This is a genomic window from Rhizobium sp. WW_1 (genome assembly GCF_003610155.1).
GTDB classification, from domain to species: Bacteria; Pseudomonadota; Alphaproteobacteria; order Rhizobiales; family Rhizobiaceae; genus Rhizobium; species Rhizobium tropici_A.
In genome coordinates this window covers 309,046-326,186 of record NZ_RAIN01000004.1, presented here as the reverse complement: position 1 = coordinate 326,186, position 17,141 = coordinate 309,046, and the positions used below count along the sequence as shown (strand labels likewise).

The window sequence follows — 17,141 nt, the reverse complement described above, 5'->3', positions numbered from 1 at the left end:
GCCTCAAGTTGCAAGTTGCGGAGCGGGATGGAAATCGGACGACCAAATGTCATTTGGCTTTGAGAAAATGCATGCCAACGGAGACGACTTCGTCATTGTCGATTGCCGTGGAGAGCAGCCATTCATCAATGCCGGGATCGTCAGGCGCTTGGGCGATCGCAATCGCGGGGTCGGGTTCAATCAGCTCGCCGTCATGACCGATTGCGAGGATGCGGACGCTCGTCTCATGTTCTGGAATCCCGACGGCTCGACGCTGGATGCCTGCGGCAGCGCCACGCGCGGGGTGGCATGGAAGCTAATGCGAGAAATGCAGTCTTCGTGCGTGACCGTAAGAACCGAACGCGGACTTCTGACCTGCAAACAGGCGGAGGATGGCCTGATAGCGGTTGATATGGGCGACCCCCTTCTTCACTGGGCTGACGTCCCGCTTGCTCGTGAGGCGGACACTTTGAGACTGCCACTGGATGGCAGCCCGGCCGCTTGCAGCATGGGAAATCCGCATTGCACCCATTTTGTCGAGGACGCGGAAGCCGTTCAAATCGAGGCGCGAGGACCGGAAATCGAAAGGCATTCTCTCTTTCCAATGGGAACCAACGTGCATTTCGTGCAGGTGATCAATCCTGAGCGGATTCGGCTGCGAATATGGGAGCGCGGCGGTGGCATTTCGTCCGGCTCTGGATCCTGTGCCTGCGGCGCCGTGGTCAACGGCATTCGTCGCGGCCTGTTGCAAGATACCGTGGCGGTCGAATGCGACGGCGGCTCCTTGACGGTTACATGGAATGGTGCCGGCGGCGTATCGCTCAAGGGACCTGTCCAATCGGTTTTTCACGGTGTCTGGGAGGCGTGACGATCACGGCCACTAAAAGCTCGGCGGCGTGCAGGCGCTGATGACCTCGCAGGGCACCGGGCCGACACAGCGGAAGCGATGCGGGCGGCGGCTTTCGAAATAATAAGCATCGCCGGGGCCGAGAATGCGGCGTTCGTCATCGACGGTCACCTCCAGGCGGCCGGACAGCACGATGCCGCCTTCCTCCCCCTCATGCACCAGCGGCACCTTGCCGGTATCGGCGCCGGGTTGATAGCACTCCTTCAGAATCTGCAGGCTGCGGCCGAAGAGGCTTTCGCCGATCTGGCGATAGGAAATCGGGCCCTTGCCGATTTCGATCAATTCCTCCGCCGCATAGAAGGCCTTCTTCGGCGCTTCCGGTTCAAAGGCGAAGAACTCGGCAAGGCCGATGGGGATGCCATCGAGAATCCGCTTCAGCGCGCCGACGGACGGATTGGCCGAATTGGATTCGATCAGTGAAATTGTCGAATTGGTGACGCCTGCGCGCTTCGCCAGCTCGCGTTGGGAAAGATTGCGCGCCAGGCGCAGATGACGCAGGCGATTGCCGATATCGACGGACATCGTGGCCTCGAGTTTCAGATGTTCGAAATATCGAAAACATCACATGCTGGCGAAGCAAAATCAATGGCTTAAAGTTGACAAGAAAAGGACTTGTTCGGGACACGAAAATCGCTGATGTCAGGGAAAGCGTATTGGAGGCGACAATGGACAAGATTACCCATCCCAACACCCCGGTTCTCGACAATTTCTGGATGCCGTTTACCGCAAACCGGCAGTTCAAGGCAGCACCTCGGCTGCTCGCCGCCGCTGATGGCATGTATTACACCGACGTCGACGGCAGCAAGGTGCTCGACGGAACGGCGGGCCTCTGGTGCGTCAACGCCGGCCATGGCCGCAAGAAGATCGCGCAGGCGGTTGAGCGCCAGCTGGCGACGATGGATTTTGCTCCGACTTTCCAGATGGGCCATCCGATCGCTTTCGATTTTGCGGCAAAGCTTGCCGCGCATGCGCCGGGCGGGCCCGAGGCCGGGCTTGACCGCGTGTTCTTCACCGGCTCGGGTTCCGAATCCGTCGATACAGCACTCAAGATTGCCATCGCCTATCAACGCGCGATCGGGCAGGGCACGCGCACCCGCATCATCGGCCGCGAGAAAGGCTATCATGGCGTCGGCTTCGGCGGCATTTCCGTCGGCGGCCTGGTCAACAACCGCCGCGTCTTCCCGCAAATCCCCGCCGACCACATGCGCCACACGCTAGACATTGAGCGCAACGCGTTCAGCAAGGGCCTGCCCGCTCATGGTATCGAACTTGCCGAGGATCTGGAGCGCCTTGTCGCGCTGCACGGTGCTGAAACGATCGCCGCCGTCATCGTCGAGCCGATGTCTGGTTCGGCCGGCGTCATTCTGCCGCCGAAAGGATATCTGGAGCGGCTTCGCGCCATCGCTGATAAATACGGTATCCTGTTGATCTTCGACGAAGTGATCACCGGCTTCGGCCGCTTGGGCACGCCGTTCGCGACCGATTATTTCGGCGTCGTTCCCGATCTCATCACGACCGCCAAGGGCATCACCAACGGCACGATACCGATGGGTGCCGTCTTTGCCAGCCGCAAGGTTTATGATGGGCTGATGACCGGCCCGGAAAACCAGATCGAACTTTTCCACGGCTATACCTATTCGGGGCATCCGGTCGCCTGCGCTGCCGGCCTTGCGACCATGGAAATCTACGAGGAAGAGGGCCTGCTCACCCGCGCAGCCGAATTGGCGGATGATTGGCAGACGGCGCTGCATTCGCTGAAGGGCCTGCCGCATGTGGTCGACATCCGCAATCTCGGCCTCGTCGGCGCCGTCGAACTTGCACCGCGCGATGGCGCTCCCGGCGCGCGCGCCTACGACGTCTTCGTCGACTGCTTCCAAAAGGGCCTGCTGATCCGCGTCACGGGCGATATCATCGCCCTCTCTCCGCCGCTCATCATCGAGCGCGCCGAGATCGAGACGATCGTCTCCGTGCTCGGCGATGCGCTGAAGCGGGCAGCCTGATAATGTCTAGGACTGGCCGGCGTCGATGGCGCCGGCCAGGTAACCTCTAAAAGGCCGCCTTAAAAGGTGGGCCTCAGATAGAGATGGCTGATCTTTCCCTTGAAGGTTCGGGCAAAGCCCCATTCCATCTTGGCGTTTTCAAATTTGACGTCGTAAATGTCGAGGCCATGCGAAACGCCTTTGAACGACAGCTCCTTCACGGGCCCCGCCTTTTCGAGCTCGCTTTGAATGTGATTCTTCTGCTCACTGGCAAGTACCGCCAGCCCGGGAGACATGCCGGTGATATCCGGCTTTCCGCGTGCATGCTCCTCGATCACACGTCGCAAAATGTGTTCGCCATCAGGCATGGGCGTTTGATGTTCCATGCGCTGTCTCACCTCGTCTTCGATGGACAGCGCCTGCTCCGGATTCATCTTTTCGGCATGATCCTCAAAACCGTTCTGGTGATGAATCAGATTTCTGACTTCGCCATTGTCTCGCTCGAACGTGATCTGCACCGGCAGTTCCTTCATGAAGAACTGGCTTTCACCCTCCGGTAGGATCTCGATGTCATGCTGTCCAACGATACGATAGAAGAGCCTGCCGTTTCGCTCGGAAACGATCGAAATCGTCCCGTCCTCGGTGGAGTAGGCGCCTGCGTAATCGCCAAGCAAGTTGGGATTGATTACAGTTTCGATTCTCGGGCGCATCTGTTCATAGCTGCGCCAGGCGCGCGTATCCTTTGATGTTTCGGTCATGTTGGTCTCTCTTGCCAAATGAATGAGATCGTCGACTGAGACGGTGGCTCCCGAGCCGATTTTCGACTGCAGTGCGGCTATCACCTGCAAGCCATGCTCGGCGCGCTTTCGGGTTTCCTCCAGGGCGCCGCGTTGAAGTGTCAGTGTATGGGTCAGGTCCGTCGGGTGGTTTCGAAGGAGCCTTGCGATATCGCGGAGGCTGAGGCCGAGTGTTTTTAGGGCGAGAATTTCGTTCAGGCGCGCAATCTCGTCACGCCCATAAAGACGCCATTGTTTCGAGGTGCGGCGCGGGGCAATCAAGCCGTGCTGCTCGTAGAGCCGCAATGCCCGAATGGTTATTCCCGTGCGCTCGGCGCATTCCAAGGCAGTGACCAAAACTTCGTCGCGGGCGTGTCCTGACATCGAAAGCTCCTTCGGGAATCTTCCATAAGGTATGACCTTAGGTCCGGCTCAAGCGAGAAAAACTCGTCCCACATAAATCTCGACAGCAGCGACTATCCCACCCTTCGTCCACACTCATCGCAAAAACGTCGGCGAAGCCTCTTTACAAAGAAGTTAAACGTTTTTATTTTGATATAAACGTTTAACAAGCGCTCGCATCGCCGACAGGGAGGAAGCCGTTGGCACCCATTCGTATCGATAATCTCCGCAAGGGTTTTGGCGCACTGGAGGTGCTCAAGGGCATCGACCTCGATATAGCAGATGGCGAATTCGTCTGCTTTCTTGGTCCTTCGGGCTGCGGCAAGAGCACGTTGTTACGCTCGATCGCCGGCCTTGAAAAGCTGGATGGCGGCGTTATTCGTCTTGGTGAGCGCGACATCACGCATGAGCCTTCGGCGAGGCGCGACATTGCGATGGTTTTCCAGAACTACGCGCTCTATCCGCACATGAACGTGCGCAAGAACCTGTCCTTTGGATTGGCGCTCAACGGCATGAAGCGTGGCGAGATCGATCGCCGCGTCGAGAATGTCGCCGACATCCTGCGCATCAAGGAGTTGCTCGGTCGCAAGCCGCGTCAACTCTCCGGCGGCCAGCGCCAACGCGTGGCCATCGGCCGCGCCATCGTGCGCGAGCCGAAGCTCTTTCTGCTCGATGAGCCGCTGTCCAATCTCGATGCAGGTCTTCGCGTGACGATGCGCGTTGAGCTTGCCGCGCTGCATGCCCGTCTTGGCACGACCATGATTTACGTGACGCATGATCAGGTCGAGGCAATGACGCTCTCAAACCGTGTCGTCGTGCTTGATAAGGGCAAGGTCAGCCAGTTCGGCACGCCGCTCGAGTTGTTTTACCAGCCGGCCAATCTCTTCGTCGCCGGGTTCATCGGCTCGCCGCGCATGAATTTCTTCGAGGTGGAAGGCGTGTCGATCAATGGCTCCGGCACTGCCCTCTCAGGTGGTGGCCTGATGCGGTCGGTGAATTTCGAAGCCGATCCGCCCGTAATCCGTATGAGTGGCAAATTCACGCTTGGTATCCGGCCGGACAAGATCGAGATCGTTCCTGCCGGCGAGGGAGAGGTCGCCGGCAGCGTCCGCCTCGTCGAGCGTCTCGGCACGGAGAGCCACGTGCATATCAGCCTCGATGACGGCCGCGCCATAACCGCGGTTGTTCGCGGTACGCATCCGGTCGTCAACGGCGAGGCGGTCCATCTGCGGCTGCCGCCGCAGCATTGCTATCTGTTCGACGCGGACGGCAAGGCGGTTCGCCGCCATCTCGATGCCGAGACGCAGGCTCTTATCCATCATGAAAAGGGGAAGCGGGTCGCCTGATCCGCAGTAGAAAAGAGGAGTGGGAGTAGAGGAATGAAGAAGAGTGCGAAGATCTTTGTCAATTCGCTGATCGCCCTAGTGCTTGCCGGCGGCTCGGCGGCGCGGGCCGATCAGGTTCTGCGATTTGCGACCTGGGATTCGGGAGAGAGCCTATCGATCGAGCAGAAGATCGCCAACAAGTTTGAAGAGGCGCATCCCGGCGTGAAGGTGCAGGTGGAACCCTATGCCGATGGCTTCGACCAGAAACTGGTCGCGGCTTTCGGTGCCGGCAATCCGCCGGATGTCATGTATATGTGGAACTTTCCGCAGTACTACACGTCGCTGTTGTCGCTCGACGAGCTCATCGCCCGTGATGCCGCCGAGATCAAGCCGGACGATTTTCCGAAGGGCTTGATGAATACGACGCGGGTCGACGGCAAGACCTACGGCATGCCGGCCGGTTTTACGACGCAGGTCGTGTTCTACAACAAGGACATGTTCAAGGCCGCCGGTGTCGAGGAGCCGAAGGACGGCTGGACGTGGAACGATCTGCGTGCCAAGGCGGCCAAATTCCGCGACAAGGACAGGAAGATCTACGGCTTTGCCGTCGATGCTAAGCCGGACCCCTATGATTTCGAGCAGTTTCTCTGGTCGAACGGCACCAAATACATCTCCGACGACGGCAAGACGATCGACGGATACATGAACAGCGATGCTGCCGCCGAAGTGCTCGACATGTTCGCCGACATGGCGAAGAAGGAAGAGGCCGTCACCTTGAATGTCGGCGACGATACCACCGGCCTGACTCTGTTCAAGGACGGCAAGATCGCCATGTTCCAGAGCGCCATGTGGTCTAAGGCCGGAATAGACGCGGCCGGCTTCCACTATGGCGTGGCGCCGCTGCCGAAGTTCGGCGACAAGGTTGCGCACTCGGCCGTTGGCGTATCGGCGATTTCGATCGCCAAGGATGCTGCCCATCCGGACCTCGCCTGGGAATTCGTCAAGTTCTTCTCCTCGCCGGAAGCGATCGCCATGCGCACCAACGATCTTCCGGTGCGCACCAGCGTCGCCGAGGCAAAGGGCATGACGAAGGACCCGATCTACAAGCCGTTCTTCGATATTCTCGCGGTTTCGGGTGAACAGACGCACGCGTTCCTGAAGAACCAGAATTGGGGCAAGATCCAGGACAATCTCGCCCGTGCCATCGAGGCGACGATGATCGACCAGGGCAATGCCAAACAGCATCTCGACGATGCCGTGAAGCGTTCGCAACGGTTCCTGAAGTAAGGCGGGGCCGGGAGATGGATATGACCCAATCGGACGTCCTGACGCCGGCAGTGCCGAAGCGACGATCGGCATTTTTCGATCACCTGCCGGCCTATCTCTTCATCTCCCCGTGGATACTGGGATTCCTGTTCTTCACGCTCGGCCCGCTGCTCTTCTCGCTGACGATGAGCTTTTACGATTGGCCCGTCGTGGGTGCGCGCACATTCGTCGGCCTCAAGAATTACCAGACGATGCTGTTTGACGATCCCCAGTTCTGGGACAGTCTCTGGATCACGGTGAAGTTCGCGGCGATCTATGTGCCGTTCAACATCGTCATTTCGTTTCTGGTCGCATTGATGTTGCATCATGCGACCGTGGGAAGCGGCTTTTTCCGTACGGCTTTCTACCTGCCGAGTGTCATCTCCGGTGTTGCCCTTGTGACGATCTGGAGCTGGATCTACAGCCGGCAATACGGTCTCTTGAACTTCATGCTGTCGCTTGTCGGTATCGACGGGCCGAACTGGCTCGGAGATCCCGGCCTTGCGATCATTGCGATCCTTATCGCCAGCCTCTGGGGTTTCGGCGGCACGATGCTGATCCTTCTGACCGGTCTGAAGGCGATCCCGAAGGAGCTTTATGAAGCCGCGACGGTTTCGGGCGTGCCGGGTTGGGCACAAATGCTGTTCATCACCCTGCCGATGCTTGGGCCGATGCTTCTTTTCACCTTCATCACCTCGATCATCGCGGCTTTCCAGCAATTGACGATCGCGCTACTTCTGACCAAGGGCGGCCCGTTGGGCTCCACCTACTTCTTCGCCATGTATATCTACGACAATGCGTTCAAATATTTCGACATGGGTTACGCGGCTGCAGGCTCATGGGTGATGTTCCTCATCGTGCTCGCGCTCAGCCTGCTTGTCATGCGCTGGTCCGCCGCGTGGGTCTATTACGAGGGTGAGGTTCGGGAAAAGGGAGGCGATCATGCGTAAGACGTTGCTCTATTCCGCTCTGATCCTGCTTTCAGCGCTCTTCATCGCGCCGTTCTACTGGACCTTCATGACTGCCATAAAGGGTCAGGCTGATCTCTATCGGTTCCCGCCGGTGTTCTGGCCATCGGAATGGCATTGGGAAAATTTTACCACTGCCTGGAACAAGCAGCCGTTCGGCACATATTTCCAGAACTCGCTCGTTGTCGTTGTGTCATCGACCATCGGTCAGCTGATTTCCAGCTCTCTGGTCGCTTATGGCTTCGCGCGCTTCAAGTTTCCCGGCCGCGATCCGCTGTTCATCCTGCTGCTCGCCACCATGATGATCCCATGGGACGTCAAGATGATCCCGCTCTATATGGAGTTCAACCTGCTTGGCTGGATCAACACGCTGAAGCCGCTGATCGTGCCGGCCTATTTCGCCGATGCCTTCTTCGTTTTCCTGCTGCGGCAGTACATCATGACCGTTCCGATAGAGATCGACGAAGCGGCTCGCATGGATGGCGCCAATTCTTTCGATATCTACTGGCGTATTCACCTGCCGCTGATGATGCCGGCGCTCGTGTTGGTCGGGACTTTCCACTTCATGAATGCCTGGAACGACTATCTCGGACCGCTGATCTTCCTTAATGACCAGTCAAAATACACGCTGACGCTCGGCCTTTCGATGTTCAAGGGATTGCATGAGGTGGATGTGACATCAATTGCCGCAATCACCGTGATACTCTGCCTGCCGCCACTTGTGCTCTTCTTTTTGGCGCAGCGCTACATCATGGACGGCGCCGTCAGCTCGTCGGTCAAGGGGTAGCCATGCCGTTCGATATCGCTCATATTCCTTTTAGCCGCCGCGGTTGCTTCCTCACTCTGTCGATCATGCCGGTGCCGGGAGCCGATGGCGAACAGGCGCTTTACCTGCGCTTTGTCGCCGGTGGTGATGAGCGTCCGTCGCTCGGGCGGCTTTGCCGTGTGGATTTCCTTGACGCTTCGGGCAATCCGACGAAGCCGGCTTTCGAACTTGCGCCCGAGCGGCTCACTGCCCGCATCGATGGCGGCGAGATCGAACTTGTCATGGGCCAAGGTGAGCGGTTGCATCTTCGTGGCACCGGTGGCGTGCGGTTTCATCTTGAGGGATCGCGTTATGATTACCTCTATCGCACGCCACGGGGAGAGCCTTGTCTCGTTGCAGCCGTCGAGAATGTGAAGTTCATCCCGCGGGCCGATCTTGGTTCACTCGAGGTTACCGGCTCCTGGCAGCGTGATCATTCGGAGAAGGTCAGTTTTACCTTCTCCGGAGCGCGCTCATTCGAGGGCAATATTGATTTCTTCCGCACGGTGCCGCCAGCCGATCGTCCCGGCTCCTTCGAGGAAGCTCTTGCCGGCGTAAGCTCGGAGTTTGTCGCGTGGCATGAGCGGATGCCGCAAGGCCATGTGGATCAGGCGGAAACGCATCGCCTGGCAAGCTATCTGCTCTGGGCCAATACAGTCCCCTCCGGCGGTGCGCTGACCCGTCCGGCGATCTATATGTCCAAGAACCATATGATCAACATCTGGAGCTGGGACAATGCTTTCTCGGCTCTCGGCGTTGCCGGCGTTGATCCTGATCTGGCATTCGACCAGTTCGCCGTTATCTTCGATCATCAGGATGCCTCGGGGCTGTTGCCGGACTATGTCAACGATCGCGACGTGCTTTTCGCCTTCACGAAACCGCCGGTGCATGGCTGGGCCGTTTCGATGATCGAGGCGATGCAGCCGGGATTCTTGACACCGAAGCGCAAGGCCTATCTCAGCGCTGCGATCGCTCGCCAGATCGACTACTGGCTGACCCATGCCCGGGCCGGCGACGACGCGCTCCCATGCTATTTTCATGGCAATGATAGCGGCTGGGACAATTCGACCTTCTTCGCCGAGGGAGGGCCGGTCATCACGCCGGATCTGCCTGTTTTCCTGATCCTCGCTTGCGATACGCTTGCCGCCCTTCTGGAGGATGACGAGGCACGTGCTCAAGAGTGGCGAGGAAAGGCGGATCGGTTGCAGGCGATGCTCTTCCGGGATCTCTGGACCGGCGAGACTTTTCGTGCTCGCCTGATGGAAGACCCGGACCGCAATCTGCCCGATCAAAACTTGATCCAGTTCATGCCGTTGCTCCTCGGCGAGAGATTGCCGCGCGATATGGCAGAGAAGCTCGTGGCGCGGCTGGCCGATGGAGGCTTCATCACGCAGTGGGGGCCGGCGACAGAAAGCGTCGACAGCCCGTTCTACGAGGACGATGGCTACTGGCGCGGTCCGATCTGGGCGCCGACCACGCTGCTCATCTGGGATGGTCTGCGCAAGCAAGGAGAAATGGAAATGGCACGGACAATTGCGGAAAAGTTCTGTTCGCTTGTCTGTAAAAGCGGTATGGCCGAGAACTTCGATGCTCGGTCGGGGAGAGGATTGCGCGACCGGGCCTTCGCTTGGACATCCGCCGTCTATATCCTGTTGACTGCCTCCCTCAGCACGAATCAGCCGTAGCGAGCCGAACTGCATGCAAAGACCGACGATCAAGACTATCGCGCAGGAAACGGGGCTTTCGATCGCAACCGTATCGAAAGCTCTCAAGAGTTCGCCGCAGGTCCGGCCGGAAACGCGCGCGATCGTGGTCGCGGCCGCCGAGCGCGTCGGCTACGAGCTCAACATGCACGGCGTGCAGTTGCGCACCGGTAAGACCTATCAGGTTGCAGCTATCATGACGGCGCCGGGCCCGAAGCAGCAGGAATGGGAAGGCGTCGAATATGCCCAGCTCTTGAGCGGCATTTCCTGGGCGCTGGAGGAAAGCCCCTACCGCGTCTCGCTCTATGCCGTGCGCAATTTCGAGGAGAGTCTAGCGACGATCCGGCAGATCGTCTCGCTCAAGAAGGCCGATGGCATCATCGTCTCCGGCACGCGCGCTGACGACCCGCGTATCCGCATCATGCAGGAGGCAGATTTCCCCTTCGTCACCTACGGCACGACGATCCAGAACGATCCGCATGCTTTTGTCGATGCCGATAACGAGCAGATGATCCGCCGCTCCGTCGCGCGGCTGGTCGAGCGCGGTCATCGGCGCATCGCCCTGATCAATCCGATGGCCGATCTGAGCTATGCAATCACCCGGCTTGAGGCCTATCGCCTTGCGCTGGAGATTGCGGGCCTGCCGTTCGATCCGGCTCTTATCGTTCACGACAGGCTGACACCTGCCTTCGGTCGCGAAAGCGTGCTGACGATGTCTCGCCTGCCAAATCCACCCACGGCCTATATCTGCGCCAATGAAGCCTCCGCGCTCGGCGCCTTCTCCGGCTTCCACGAGCGCGGTCTGGTGCATGGGCGAGATGCTGTCATCAATGCGACCGACGATCTCAATGTCAGCCAGTACTTCGCGCCGCCGATCACCACCTATTTCCTGCCGATCAACGAGCCGAGCGAGTTGCTGGGCAACTTCATCCTGCGCCGCATGGAAGGCGAGGCGCCGGAGGTGCTTCAGGCGCTCATTATGCCGAAGTTGATCGAGCGTTCGGATGATCGTGTGATGCCGAAGAGCTGAGAAGTCGTTTTCAGCGCCCTGTTATCGCCACTCGGGTCATTTTCCCATTGTCCCGGAGCTTTTTCTCTTTGTCTCATGATGTCATGCATCTTCTCCGGTTTGCTCACAGATTTGAAAATAAAAACGTTTATATCTGTATTGAAAACGTTTATATTCCTTGTTAGGAAACTTACGCACAAACGAAGATCGGAGTAAGGGCGTCGAGGGGGACCGATCTTTCGAAGGGTCTTGTCGCGCACTGTCGAGGTGGCGGTGCCGACGGTTGAGGAGGAAGAAATGAAGAAATTTGTCGTGACGCTTGCATTTGCCATGATGGCTGCTGGCGTTGTTCACGCTGCCGATCTCGGCGGCAAGCTGCTCAAGGTCGGCTCGGACACCACGTCGCCGCCGATGGAAAGCGTCGATCCTGCGAGCGGCCAGATCGTCGGTTTCGACGTCGATGTCGTCAATGCCATCTGCGCCAAGATCCATTGTCAGGCCGAATTCGTGACAACGGGCTGGGACGGCATTTTCGCAGCGCTCGATCAGGCTAGCTTCGATCTCGTCGCCTCAGGCGTGTCGATCACCGACGAGCGCAAGAAGGCGATGGACTTCTCCGACCCCTATATCGTCAATAGCCAGGTGGTGCTGACCCGGGCGGAAGATCAGGGCATCACTATCGAGCAGTTCAAGGCGCAAGGCCGCAAGCTGTCGGCACAGGCCAACACGACGGATGCGCAAGTGGCGGAAAGCCTCGTCGGCAAGGAAAATGTGGTCGCCTACGACACCTTCAGCGCTGCTATCATCGCGCTCAAAAATAAGGATGTCGACGGCGTCGTCATCAATGGCGCCAATGCGGCTGCCTATGAACGCGAATTTGCCGGTCAGCTAGTCGCGGCCATCAAGGGCCTGCAGTCCGATCCGATCGGTCTCGTCTTCCGTAAGGGCGATGAGAATGTCGGCGCCTTCAACGAAGGCCTGCAGGAGATCAAGAAGGACGGCACGCTGGATAAGCTCATCGCCAAATATTGGGGTCTCAAGTAAGTTTTTGCCGGAAGCGCATTGCTGCACTTCCGGCATCATCTGCTCGATCTGGCGCTGGAGGCCGGAATGTTGTTCATCAAAAGCGTGCGGCCCAGCAACCTGATCATTCTTGCGGCGCTGCCCTTTATTGTCTATCTGTTCGCATCGTCTTCGGACTATCAGCGTTCGCTGCAGGCGATCCTCGGCGTCGAGCCGGGATCTTCGGCTTTCGTACCCGGATTTCTGCTGCTTTCTACTGCATTTGTATCGGGTATTTCCGTTCTCGTCTTATCCAAGATGAAGATCGCGCGGCCACGTCTGACGCTGGCTGCGGCGCTTCTGGCTCTGATCGCGACGGCAGCCATTCTTGCTGGCGATATGGTTCACCCCTTCATCGCATCAGTGGTGGCCAATAGCGTCGATCCGTTCAAATCAAGCCTAGTTGTCAAGGGCGTGACGCCGCGTCAACTCACGCCTGATGCCGATATCATGGTGCGGCAGGTGGAGACGTGGCTCTGGCCGATCTACGCGTTTTTGCTTGTCGTCGGCCTTGGATTGCTTGCTACGGGCAACCGTGCTGCTGTCCAGACCGAGAGCCGCATGCGTCGTACTGGCGTCTGGATTCTTGCCGTGACCAATGGCGCGGGTCTCGCCTTTGTGTTTCTGTTTGCCTACATCGCCTTTGCCTCGGGTCTTGCCACCACGATCCGTGCGGCTATCGCGGCCTATCTATTGGCTGCCGCTCTTGGTCTTGTCTGGGTCGGGCTGCAGAAGCTGCGTTATACGCGCTCGAGCCTGGTGGCCTTCATTCTCCTGACCATCGGTCTTGCCATTCTCTCGGCCTGGTTCCTGCTGCAACCGCGCGACGACTATGTTCTTGCAGGCACGCTCGAAGGCAAGATCGGCATTGTTACCAACACGCCGTCTGGTCTGATCGGTGCGGTACGCTTCGGCCAGTTTGACGGTGCTCCCAAGGCGGAAATACCGGTCAGAACCTTCGTTGCTCCCCAGCAGGCCATCGAGACGGTCGGCAAGAAGCAGGATGTCAGCGGCGCGTTGCTGCCGGCCGCATCCGTTCCTTCCGATTGGCCCATCATCTGGCGTACGGAGGCGCTGAATGATCGTGATCGTGCGGCGGGCATCACTTTCTCGGTTGTTGCGATCGTTATCGGCCTACTGACCCTCGGCGGCTTTCTCCATAGCCGCCATCCCCTGTCGATCGGTTCCGAATTTATTGTCGACACCATCCGAGGCATTCCGATGCTCGTCATTGTGCTCTATGTCGGCCTGCCGCTGAGCGGCGCCCTGAAGGATGCGACGCAAGGTGTATTCGATCCACCGAATCTGATGCGCGGCATCGTCGCGATGGCGCTCGCCTATTCAGCCTATCTCGCCGAGATCTTCCGTTCAGGCATCAACGCCATCCCTGTTGGCCAGATCGAAGCCGCCGCCAGCATCGGGCTCAATCGCTGGCAGACGGCGCGGCTGGTCATCCTGCCGCAAGCGTTCCGCATCATCATCCCGCCGCTCGGCAACGAGCTGATCGCCATCTTGAAGGACACATCGTTGCTGTCGATCCTGTCGATCCGCGACATCACGCAGCGCATGCGCGAATTCCAGTCGGCAAGCTTCCTGCCCTTTGCGCCCTATAATTCCGCGGCGGTTCTCTACATTCTGCTGACGCTCGCGGCGGCCAGCCTCGTGAGCCTTATCGAGAAGAAATATGACGTCAAGCATCGCTGAAAATGGCGCAAGGCCGAAAGCGGTTGTCAAAATGATTCCGGTGGCAGAGGCCGTGGTTGGATGTTTCAGTGTCCATGACGGCAAAACTGTATCTTGCTAGGGAAAGAGGTGGGGCAATGACCGACGCAAACGGACAACATGGCAGCGAGATCGAGGCGATCGGCGCGCTTCTGCGTAACGGCTACGGCATTTCGGGTGAGATCACCGCTCTGCCCGGCGAACATGACCTCAACTATTGCGTCGAGGCGGCCGACGGAACGCGCTTTCTCCTCAAGCTTCATGCTCCAGGCGATGCGGATGATCTTGGCATGCAGATCTCAGTGCTCGATCATCTTGCTCGGACAGCGCCGGACCTTCCGATCTCGCGCGCGCTCCCGGACAGAAGCGGTGCGACGGCAATCGCTTTGGAGCTGCGCGGCAGGCGCACTGCGAGACTGTTGACGTGGCTGGCGGGCGATGTCTGGTCGAAATCGCGAGCACGCGACAGACAAAGCATCGTCACCCTCGGCCGGTTGCTGGGCGAGATGGATCGCAGTCTCGAAGGCTTCAGCCATCCGGGCGCCCGGCGCACCTATGCGTGGGATATCGGCCGCGCGGACATGCATCTGCAGAGCCTCGTCTTCATCGGGGACGCAGAGAAGCAGGAGACGGTAAGGTCGATCCTCGACCGCTTCGTCAGCGAGGTGCTGCCGAGGCTGAAGCAATGCCCGCGACAGGTCATTCACAATGATGCTAACGATTACAACGTCCTGCTCGATGCGGCTGGTGCCGTCAGCGGCCTGCTCGATTTCGGCGATATGGTCGAGACCTGGCGCGTCATCGAAATTGCAGTCGCTGGCGCCTATGCGCTAATCGGCACAGATGATCCGGTGGATGTGATTGCGCGCCTTGCTGGCGCCTATAATGCGGTCAATCCGATCAGCGAGACCGAGACGGAGCTCATCTTCGATCTCACCTGCACGCGCTATGCCGTCAGTATGTGCATGGCGGCGAAGCAGATCCGTGACAATCCGGAAAACACCTATCTTCTGGTGAGCCAGGACGATGTTTGGCGCGAATTGCAGCGCCTGCAGCGCGAAAACCGGTCTCTGGCGATTGCCCGTATCCGCGACGCCTGCGGCTTTGAGCCGATCGCGCATAGCGCCCGCGTCGAGCGTTGGCTGGAACGGAATGCTCATGATTTCGCGAGGATTCTCAGGCCGTCGCTTGCAACGCCGCAGGTGCTTGCGCTTGATCTGACGGCAAACGGACCGGACGCCGAACTTTGGGCAAGGCTCGATGCCGCCGGCGCCGAACGCCTGATTGACGAGCGTGTCGCACAGGCCGGGGCCGCTTTTGCCATCGGCCTCTACGGTGAAGATCGCAGTGTCTACAAGGGCGACGCCTTCGAAACGCCGACTGTGGGCCAGCGTCGTACGATACATCTTGGTATCGATATCTTCCTGCCGGCGCATGAACCGGTGCATGCGCCCTTCGCCGGTGTCGTTGCCTTCATCCACGATGACGCGGTCGATTTCGGCTTCGGCCCGACGGTGCTGCTGGAGCATCGCACGCAGGAGGGCGATGCCTTCTGGACCCTTTATGGTCATCTTTCGCGGGAAAGTGTTGCCAAGCTTATCGTTGGGCAGGCAATTGCCAAGGGCGAGGCTTTCAGTACCCTCGGGGCCGCTTCGGAAAACCGCAGCTGGTCGCCGCATCTGCATTTCCAGATCGTCACGGACCATCTCGGTCTTGGCGGAGGCATGCACGGCGTCGGCGTGCGCGAGCAGTGGCAGATCTGGCGTGCCATCAGCCCCGATCCGAGCGTTGTTTTCGGCTTTTCGACACCGGCGTCCGTCACCGTTGCCCGGGACAAGGAGTTTCTGGTGCGCGAGCGCCACCGGCGTATCGGCCGTTCGCTCAGCATCGCCTATTCCGCGACGCCGTTAAAGATCGTCGGCGGCGAGGGAGCCTATCTGATCGACGAGGAAGGCACCCGTTGGCTCGACATGGTCAACAACGTCTGCCATGTCGGCCATTGCCATCCGCGCGTCGTCAAGGCGGCGCAGACGCAGATCGGCAAGCTCAACACCAACTCGCGCTACCTGCATGATTCTCTGGTGGAATATTCCCGCCGCCTGGCGAGCCTGTTTCCCGATCCGCTCAACGTCTGCTTCTTCGTCAACTCTGGCAGCGAAGCGAACGATCTCGCGATCCGACTTGCCCGCGCCTACACCCGTAATCACGATATCATCACGGTCGATCATGCCTATCACGGGCATCTGTCGAGCCTGATCGATGTGAGCCCCTACAAATTCGCCGGCAAGGGCGGAGAGGGGCGCCCGCAGCACGTGCGCGTCGCCGAGATGCCCGATCTCTATCGCGGGCGGTTCCGCTATGGCGACGCAGAGGCGGGTCGCAAATATGCCGAGGACGTGCGCAACCAGCTTGCGGATTTGGGGGCGGAAGGGCGCCGGCCGGCGCTCTTCTTCAGCGAGGGCATTCTCGGCACGGGTGGCCAGCTGACACTTCCGGACAGCTACCTAAAAGAGGCCTATGGCCATGTGCGGGCGGCGGGCGGTCTTTGCCTCGCCGATGAAGTTCAGGTCGGTTTTGGTCGTGTCGGCAGCCACATGTGGGCGCATGAATTGCAGGACGTGGTGCCCGACATCGTCACCATGGGCAAGCCGATCGGCAACGGTCACCCGATGGCAGCCGTCGTAACGACGGAAGCCATTGCCGCCGCGTTTGCCAACGGCATGGAGTATTTCAACACCTTCGGCGGCAATCCCGTCTCCGCCGAGATCGGCCTTGCGGTCCTTGACGTCATTCGCGACGAGCGGCTGATGCATCATTGCCGTGTCGTCGGAGACCGGTTGATGGACGGCGTGCGCGCGCTTGCGCCGCGTTACGAGATCATCGGCGATGTGCGAGGCCATGGCTTGTTCAACGGCGTCGAGCTTGTGCGTGATCGTGAGACGCTGGAGCCCGCAGCCGCGGAGTTGGACTTTGTGATCGCGGAAATGAAGCGAAAGCACCGTATCCTGCTCAGTAGCGAAGGGCCGCACCATAACGTGCTGAAAGTGAAGCCGCCGGCGCCGTTCAGTGTGGACGACTGCGACCGGTTCTTGATCGCGCTGGAGGAGACCTTGTCTCGCCTACCGCCCCGATAAAATTCGAACCCATAGCCGCGATGGCGCCACAACCATTTTTGAGCGGCAATATAAACGTTTAAATT

13 protein-coding genes are annotated in these 17,141 nt (G+C 59.2%); 11 read left to right on the top strand and 2 right to left on the bottom strand.

Features of this window, described 5'->3' with window-relative positions; translation table 11 throughout:
- Window positions 1–46: 46 nt before the first annotated feature.
- Window positions 47–847 (top strand): diaminopimelate epimerase, encoded by an 801-nt coding sequence (gene dapF / locus BJ928_RS14620; RefSeq protein WP_047630110.1) that lies wholly within the window; start codon window positions 47–49, stop codon window positions 845–847.
- A 12-nt stretch (window positions 848–859) separates the two neighbouring features.
- On the opposite strand, the gene BJ928_RS14615 is transcribed toward dapF, so the two are convergent.
- A complete protein-coding gene (locus BJ928_RS14615; protein WP_047630107.1) occupies window positions 860–1,408 on the bottom strand; it encodes a cupin domain-containing protein in 549 nt (182 codons plus the stop codon).
- Window positions 1,409–1,551: 143 nt separating this feature from the next.
- On the opposite strand from BJ928_RS14615, the gene BJ928_RS14610 reads away from it, so the two are divergent.
- Window positions 1,552–2,886: an aspartate aminotransferase family protein gene (locus tag BJ928_RS14610; protein WP_047630104.1), complete on the top strand. Its 1,335-nt coding sequence runs from the start codon at window positions 1,552–1,554 to the stop codon at window positions 2,884–2,886.
- A 59-nt stretch (window positions 2,887–2,945) separates the two neighbouring features.
- Here the strand turns inward: BJ928_RS14610 and BJ928_RS14605 are convergent, their stop codons facing one another.
- Entirely contained in the window at window positions 2,946–4,025 is a 1,080-nt protein-coding gene (locus BJ928_RS14605; protein WP_047630101.1) for a MerR family transcriptional regulator, read from the bottom strand.
- Window positions 4,026–4,243: 218 nt separating this feature from the next.
- Here BJ928_RS14605 and ugpC point away from each other — a divergent pair, with 218 nt between their 5' ends.
- The 9 genes from ugpC (at window position 4,244) to BJ928_RS14560 (ending at window position 17,076) form a co-directional block, all read left to right on the top strand.
- Window positions 4,244–5,389: a sn-glycerol-3-phosphate ABC transporter ATP-binding protein UgpC gene (gene ugpC / locus BJ928_RS14600; RefSeq protein WP_047630099.1), complete on the top strand. Its 1,146-nt coding sequence runs from the start codon at window positions 4,244–4,246 to the stop codon at window positions 5,387–5,389.
- A 33-nt stretch (window positions 5,390–5,422) separates the two neighbouring features.
- Window positions 5,423–6,655, top strand: a complete 1,233-nt coding sequence (locus BJ928_RS14595; protein WP_047630097.1) for a sugar ABC transporter substrate-binding protein — start codon at window positions 5,423–5,425, stop codon at window positions 6,653–6,655.
- 20 nt (window positions 6,656–6,675) lie between these two features.
- Window positions 6,676–7,623 carry a sugar ABC transporter permease gene (locus BJ928_RS14590; protein WP_183079410.1) on the top strand — a complete coding sequence of 316 codons (948 nt, stop codon included), beginning with the start codon at window positions 6,676–6,678 and terminating at the stop codon, window positions 7,621–7,623.
- A complete protein-coding gene (locus tag BJ928_RS14585) occupies window positions 7,616–8,428 on the top strand; it encodes a carbohydrate ABC transporter permease (protein ID WP_047630093.1) in 813 nt (270 codons plus the stop codon). Before BJ928_RS14590 ends, BJ928_RS14585 begins: the two co-directional genes overlap by 8 nt.
- A gap of 2 nt (window positions 8,429–8,430) precedes the next feature.
- Window positions 8,431–10,131, top strand: a complete 1,701-nt coding sequence (locus BJ928_RS14580) for a trehalase family glycosidase (protein WP_047630092.1) — start codon at window positions 8,431–8,433, stop codon at window positions 10,129–10,131.
- A 13-nt stretch (window positions 10,132–10,144) separates the two neighbouring features.
- Window positions 10,145–11,179, top strand: coding sequence for a LacI family DNA-binding transcriptional regulator (locus BJ928_RS14575; protein WP_047630091.1), 1,035 nt, complete (start codon window positions 10,145–10,147; stop codon window positions 11,177–11,179).
- A gap of 276 nt (window positions 11,180–11,455) precedes the next feature.
- Window positions 11,456–12,202: a transporter substrate-binding domain-containing protein gene (locus tag BJ928_RS14570; protein ID WP_047630090.1), complete on the top strand. Its 747-nt coding sequence runs from the start codon at window positions 11,456–11,458 to the stop codon at window positions 12,200–12,202.
- A 66-nt stretch (window positions 12,203–12,268) separates the two neighbouring features.
- The gene (locus tag BJ928_RS14565; RefSeq protein ID WP_047630484.1) at window positions 12,269–13,924 is read left to right on the top strand and encodes an amino acid ABC transporter permease; all 1,656 of its coding nucleotides are present in this window, start codon (window positions 12,269–12,271) and stop codon (window positions 13,922–13,924) included.
- A 116-nt stretch (window positions 13,925–14,040) separates the two neighbouring features.
- Window positions 14,041–17,076, top strand: coding sequence for an aminotransferase class III-fold pyridoxal phosphate-dependent enzyme (locus tag BJ928_RS14560; RefSeq protein WP_047630089.1), 3,036 nt, complete (start codon window positions 14,041–14,043; stop codon window positions 17,074–17,076).
- The last annotated feature ends 65 nt before the right edge of the window (window positions 17,077–17,141 follow it).

Coding starts and splice junctions, on each gene's coding strand:
- BJ928_RS14585 (WP_047630093.1), top strand. CDS start 7,616: ATGCGTAAGACGTTGCTCTATTCCGCTCTGATCCTGCTTTCAGCGCTC.
- dapF (WP_047630110.1), top strand. CDS start 47: ATGTCATTTGGCTTTGAGAAAATGCATGCCAACGGAGACGACTTCGTC.
- BJ928_RS14595 (WP_047630097.1), top strand. CDS start 5,423: ATGAAGAAGAGTGCGAAGATCTTTGTCAATTCGCTGATCGCCCTAGTG.
- BJ928_RS14590 (WP_183079410.1), top strand. CDS start 6,676: ATGACCCAATCGGACGTCCTGACGCCGGCAGTGCCGAAGCGACGATCG.
- BJ928_RS14575 (WP_047630091.1), top strand. CDS start 10,145: ATGCAAAGACCGACGATCAAGACTATCGCGCAGGAAACGGGGCTTTCG.
- BJ928_RS14605 (WP_047630101.1), bottom strand. CDS start 4,025: ATGTCAGGACACGCCCGCGACGAAGTTTTGGTCACTGCCTTGGAATGC.
- BJ928_RS14615 (WP_047630107.1), bottom strand. CDS start 1,408: ATGTCCGTCGATATCGGCAATCGCCTGCGTCATCTGCGCCTGGCGCGC.
- BJ928_RS14560 (WP_047630089.1), top strand. CDS start 14,041: ATGACCGACGCAAACGGACAACATGGCAGCGAGATCGAGGCGATCGGC.
- BJ928_RS14610 (WP_047630104.1), top strand. CDS start 1,552: ATGGACAAGATTACCCATCCCAACACCCCGGTTCTCGACAATTTCTGG.
- BJ928_RS14570 (WP_047630090.1), top strand. CDS start 11,456: ATGAAGAAATTTGTCGTGACGCTTGCATTTGCCATGATGGCTGCTGGC.
- BJ928_RS14580 (WP_047630092.1), top strand. CDS start 8,431: ATGCCGTTCGATATCGCTCATATTCCTTTTAGCCGCCGCGGTTGCTTC.
- BJ928_RS14565 (WP_047630484.1), top strand. CDS start 12,269: ATGTTGTTCATCAAAAGCGTGCGGCCCAGCAACCTGATCATTCTTGCG.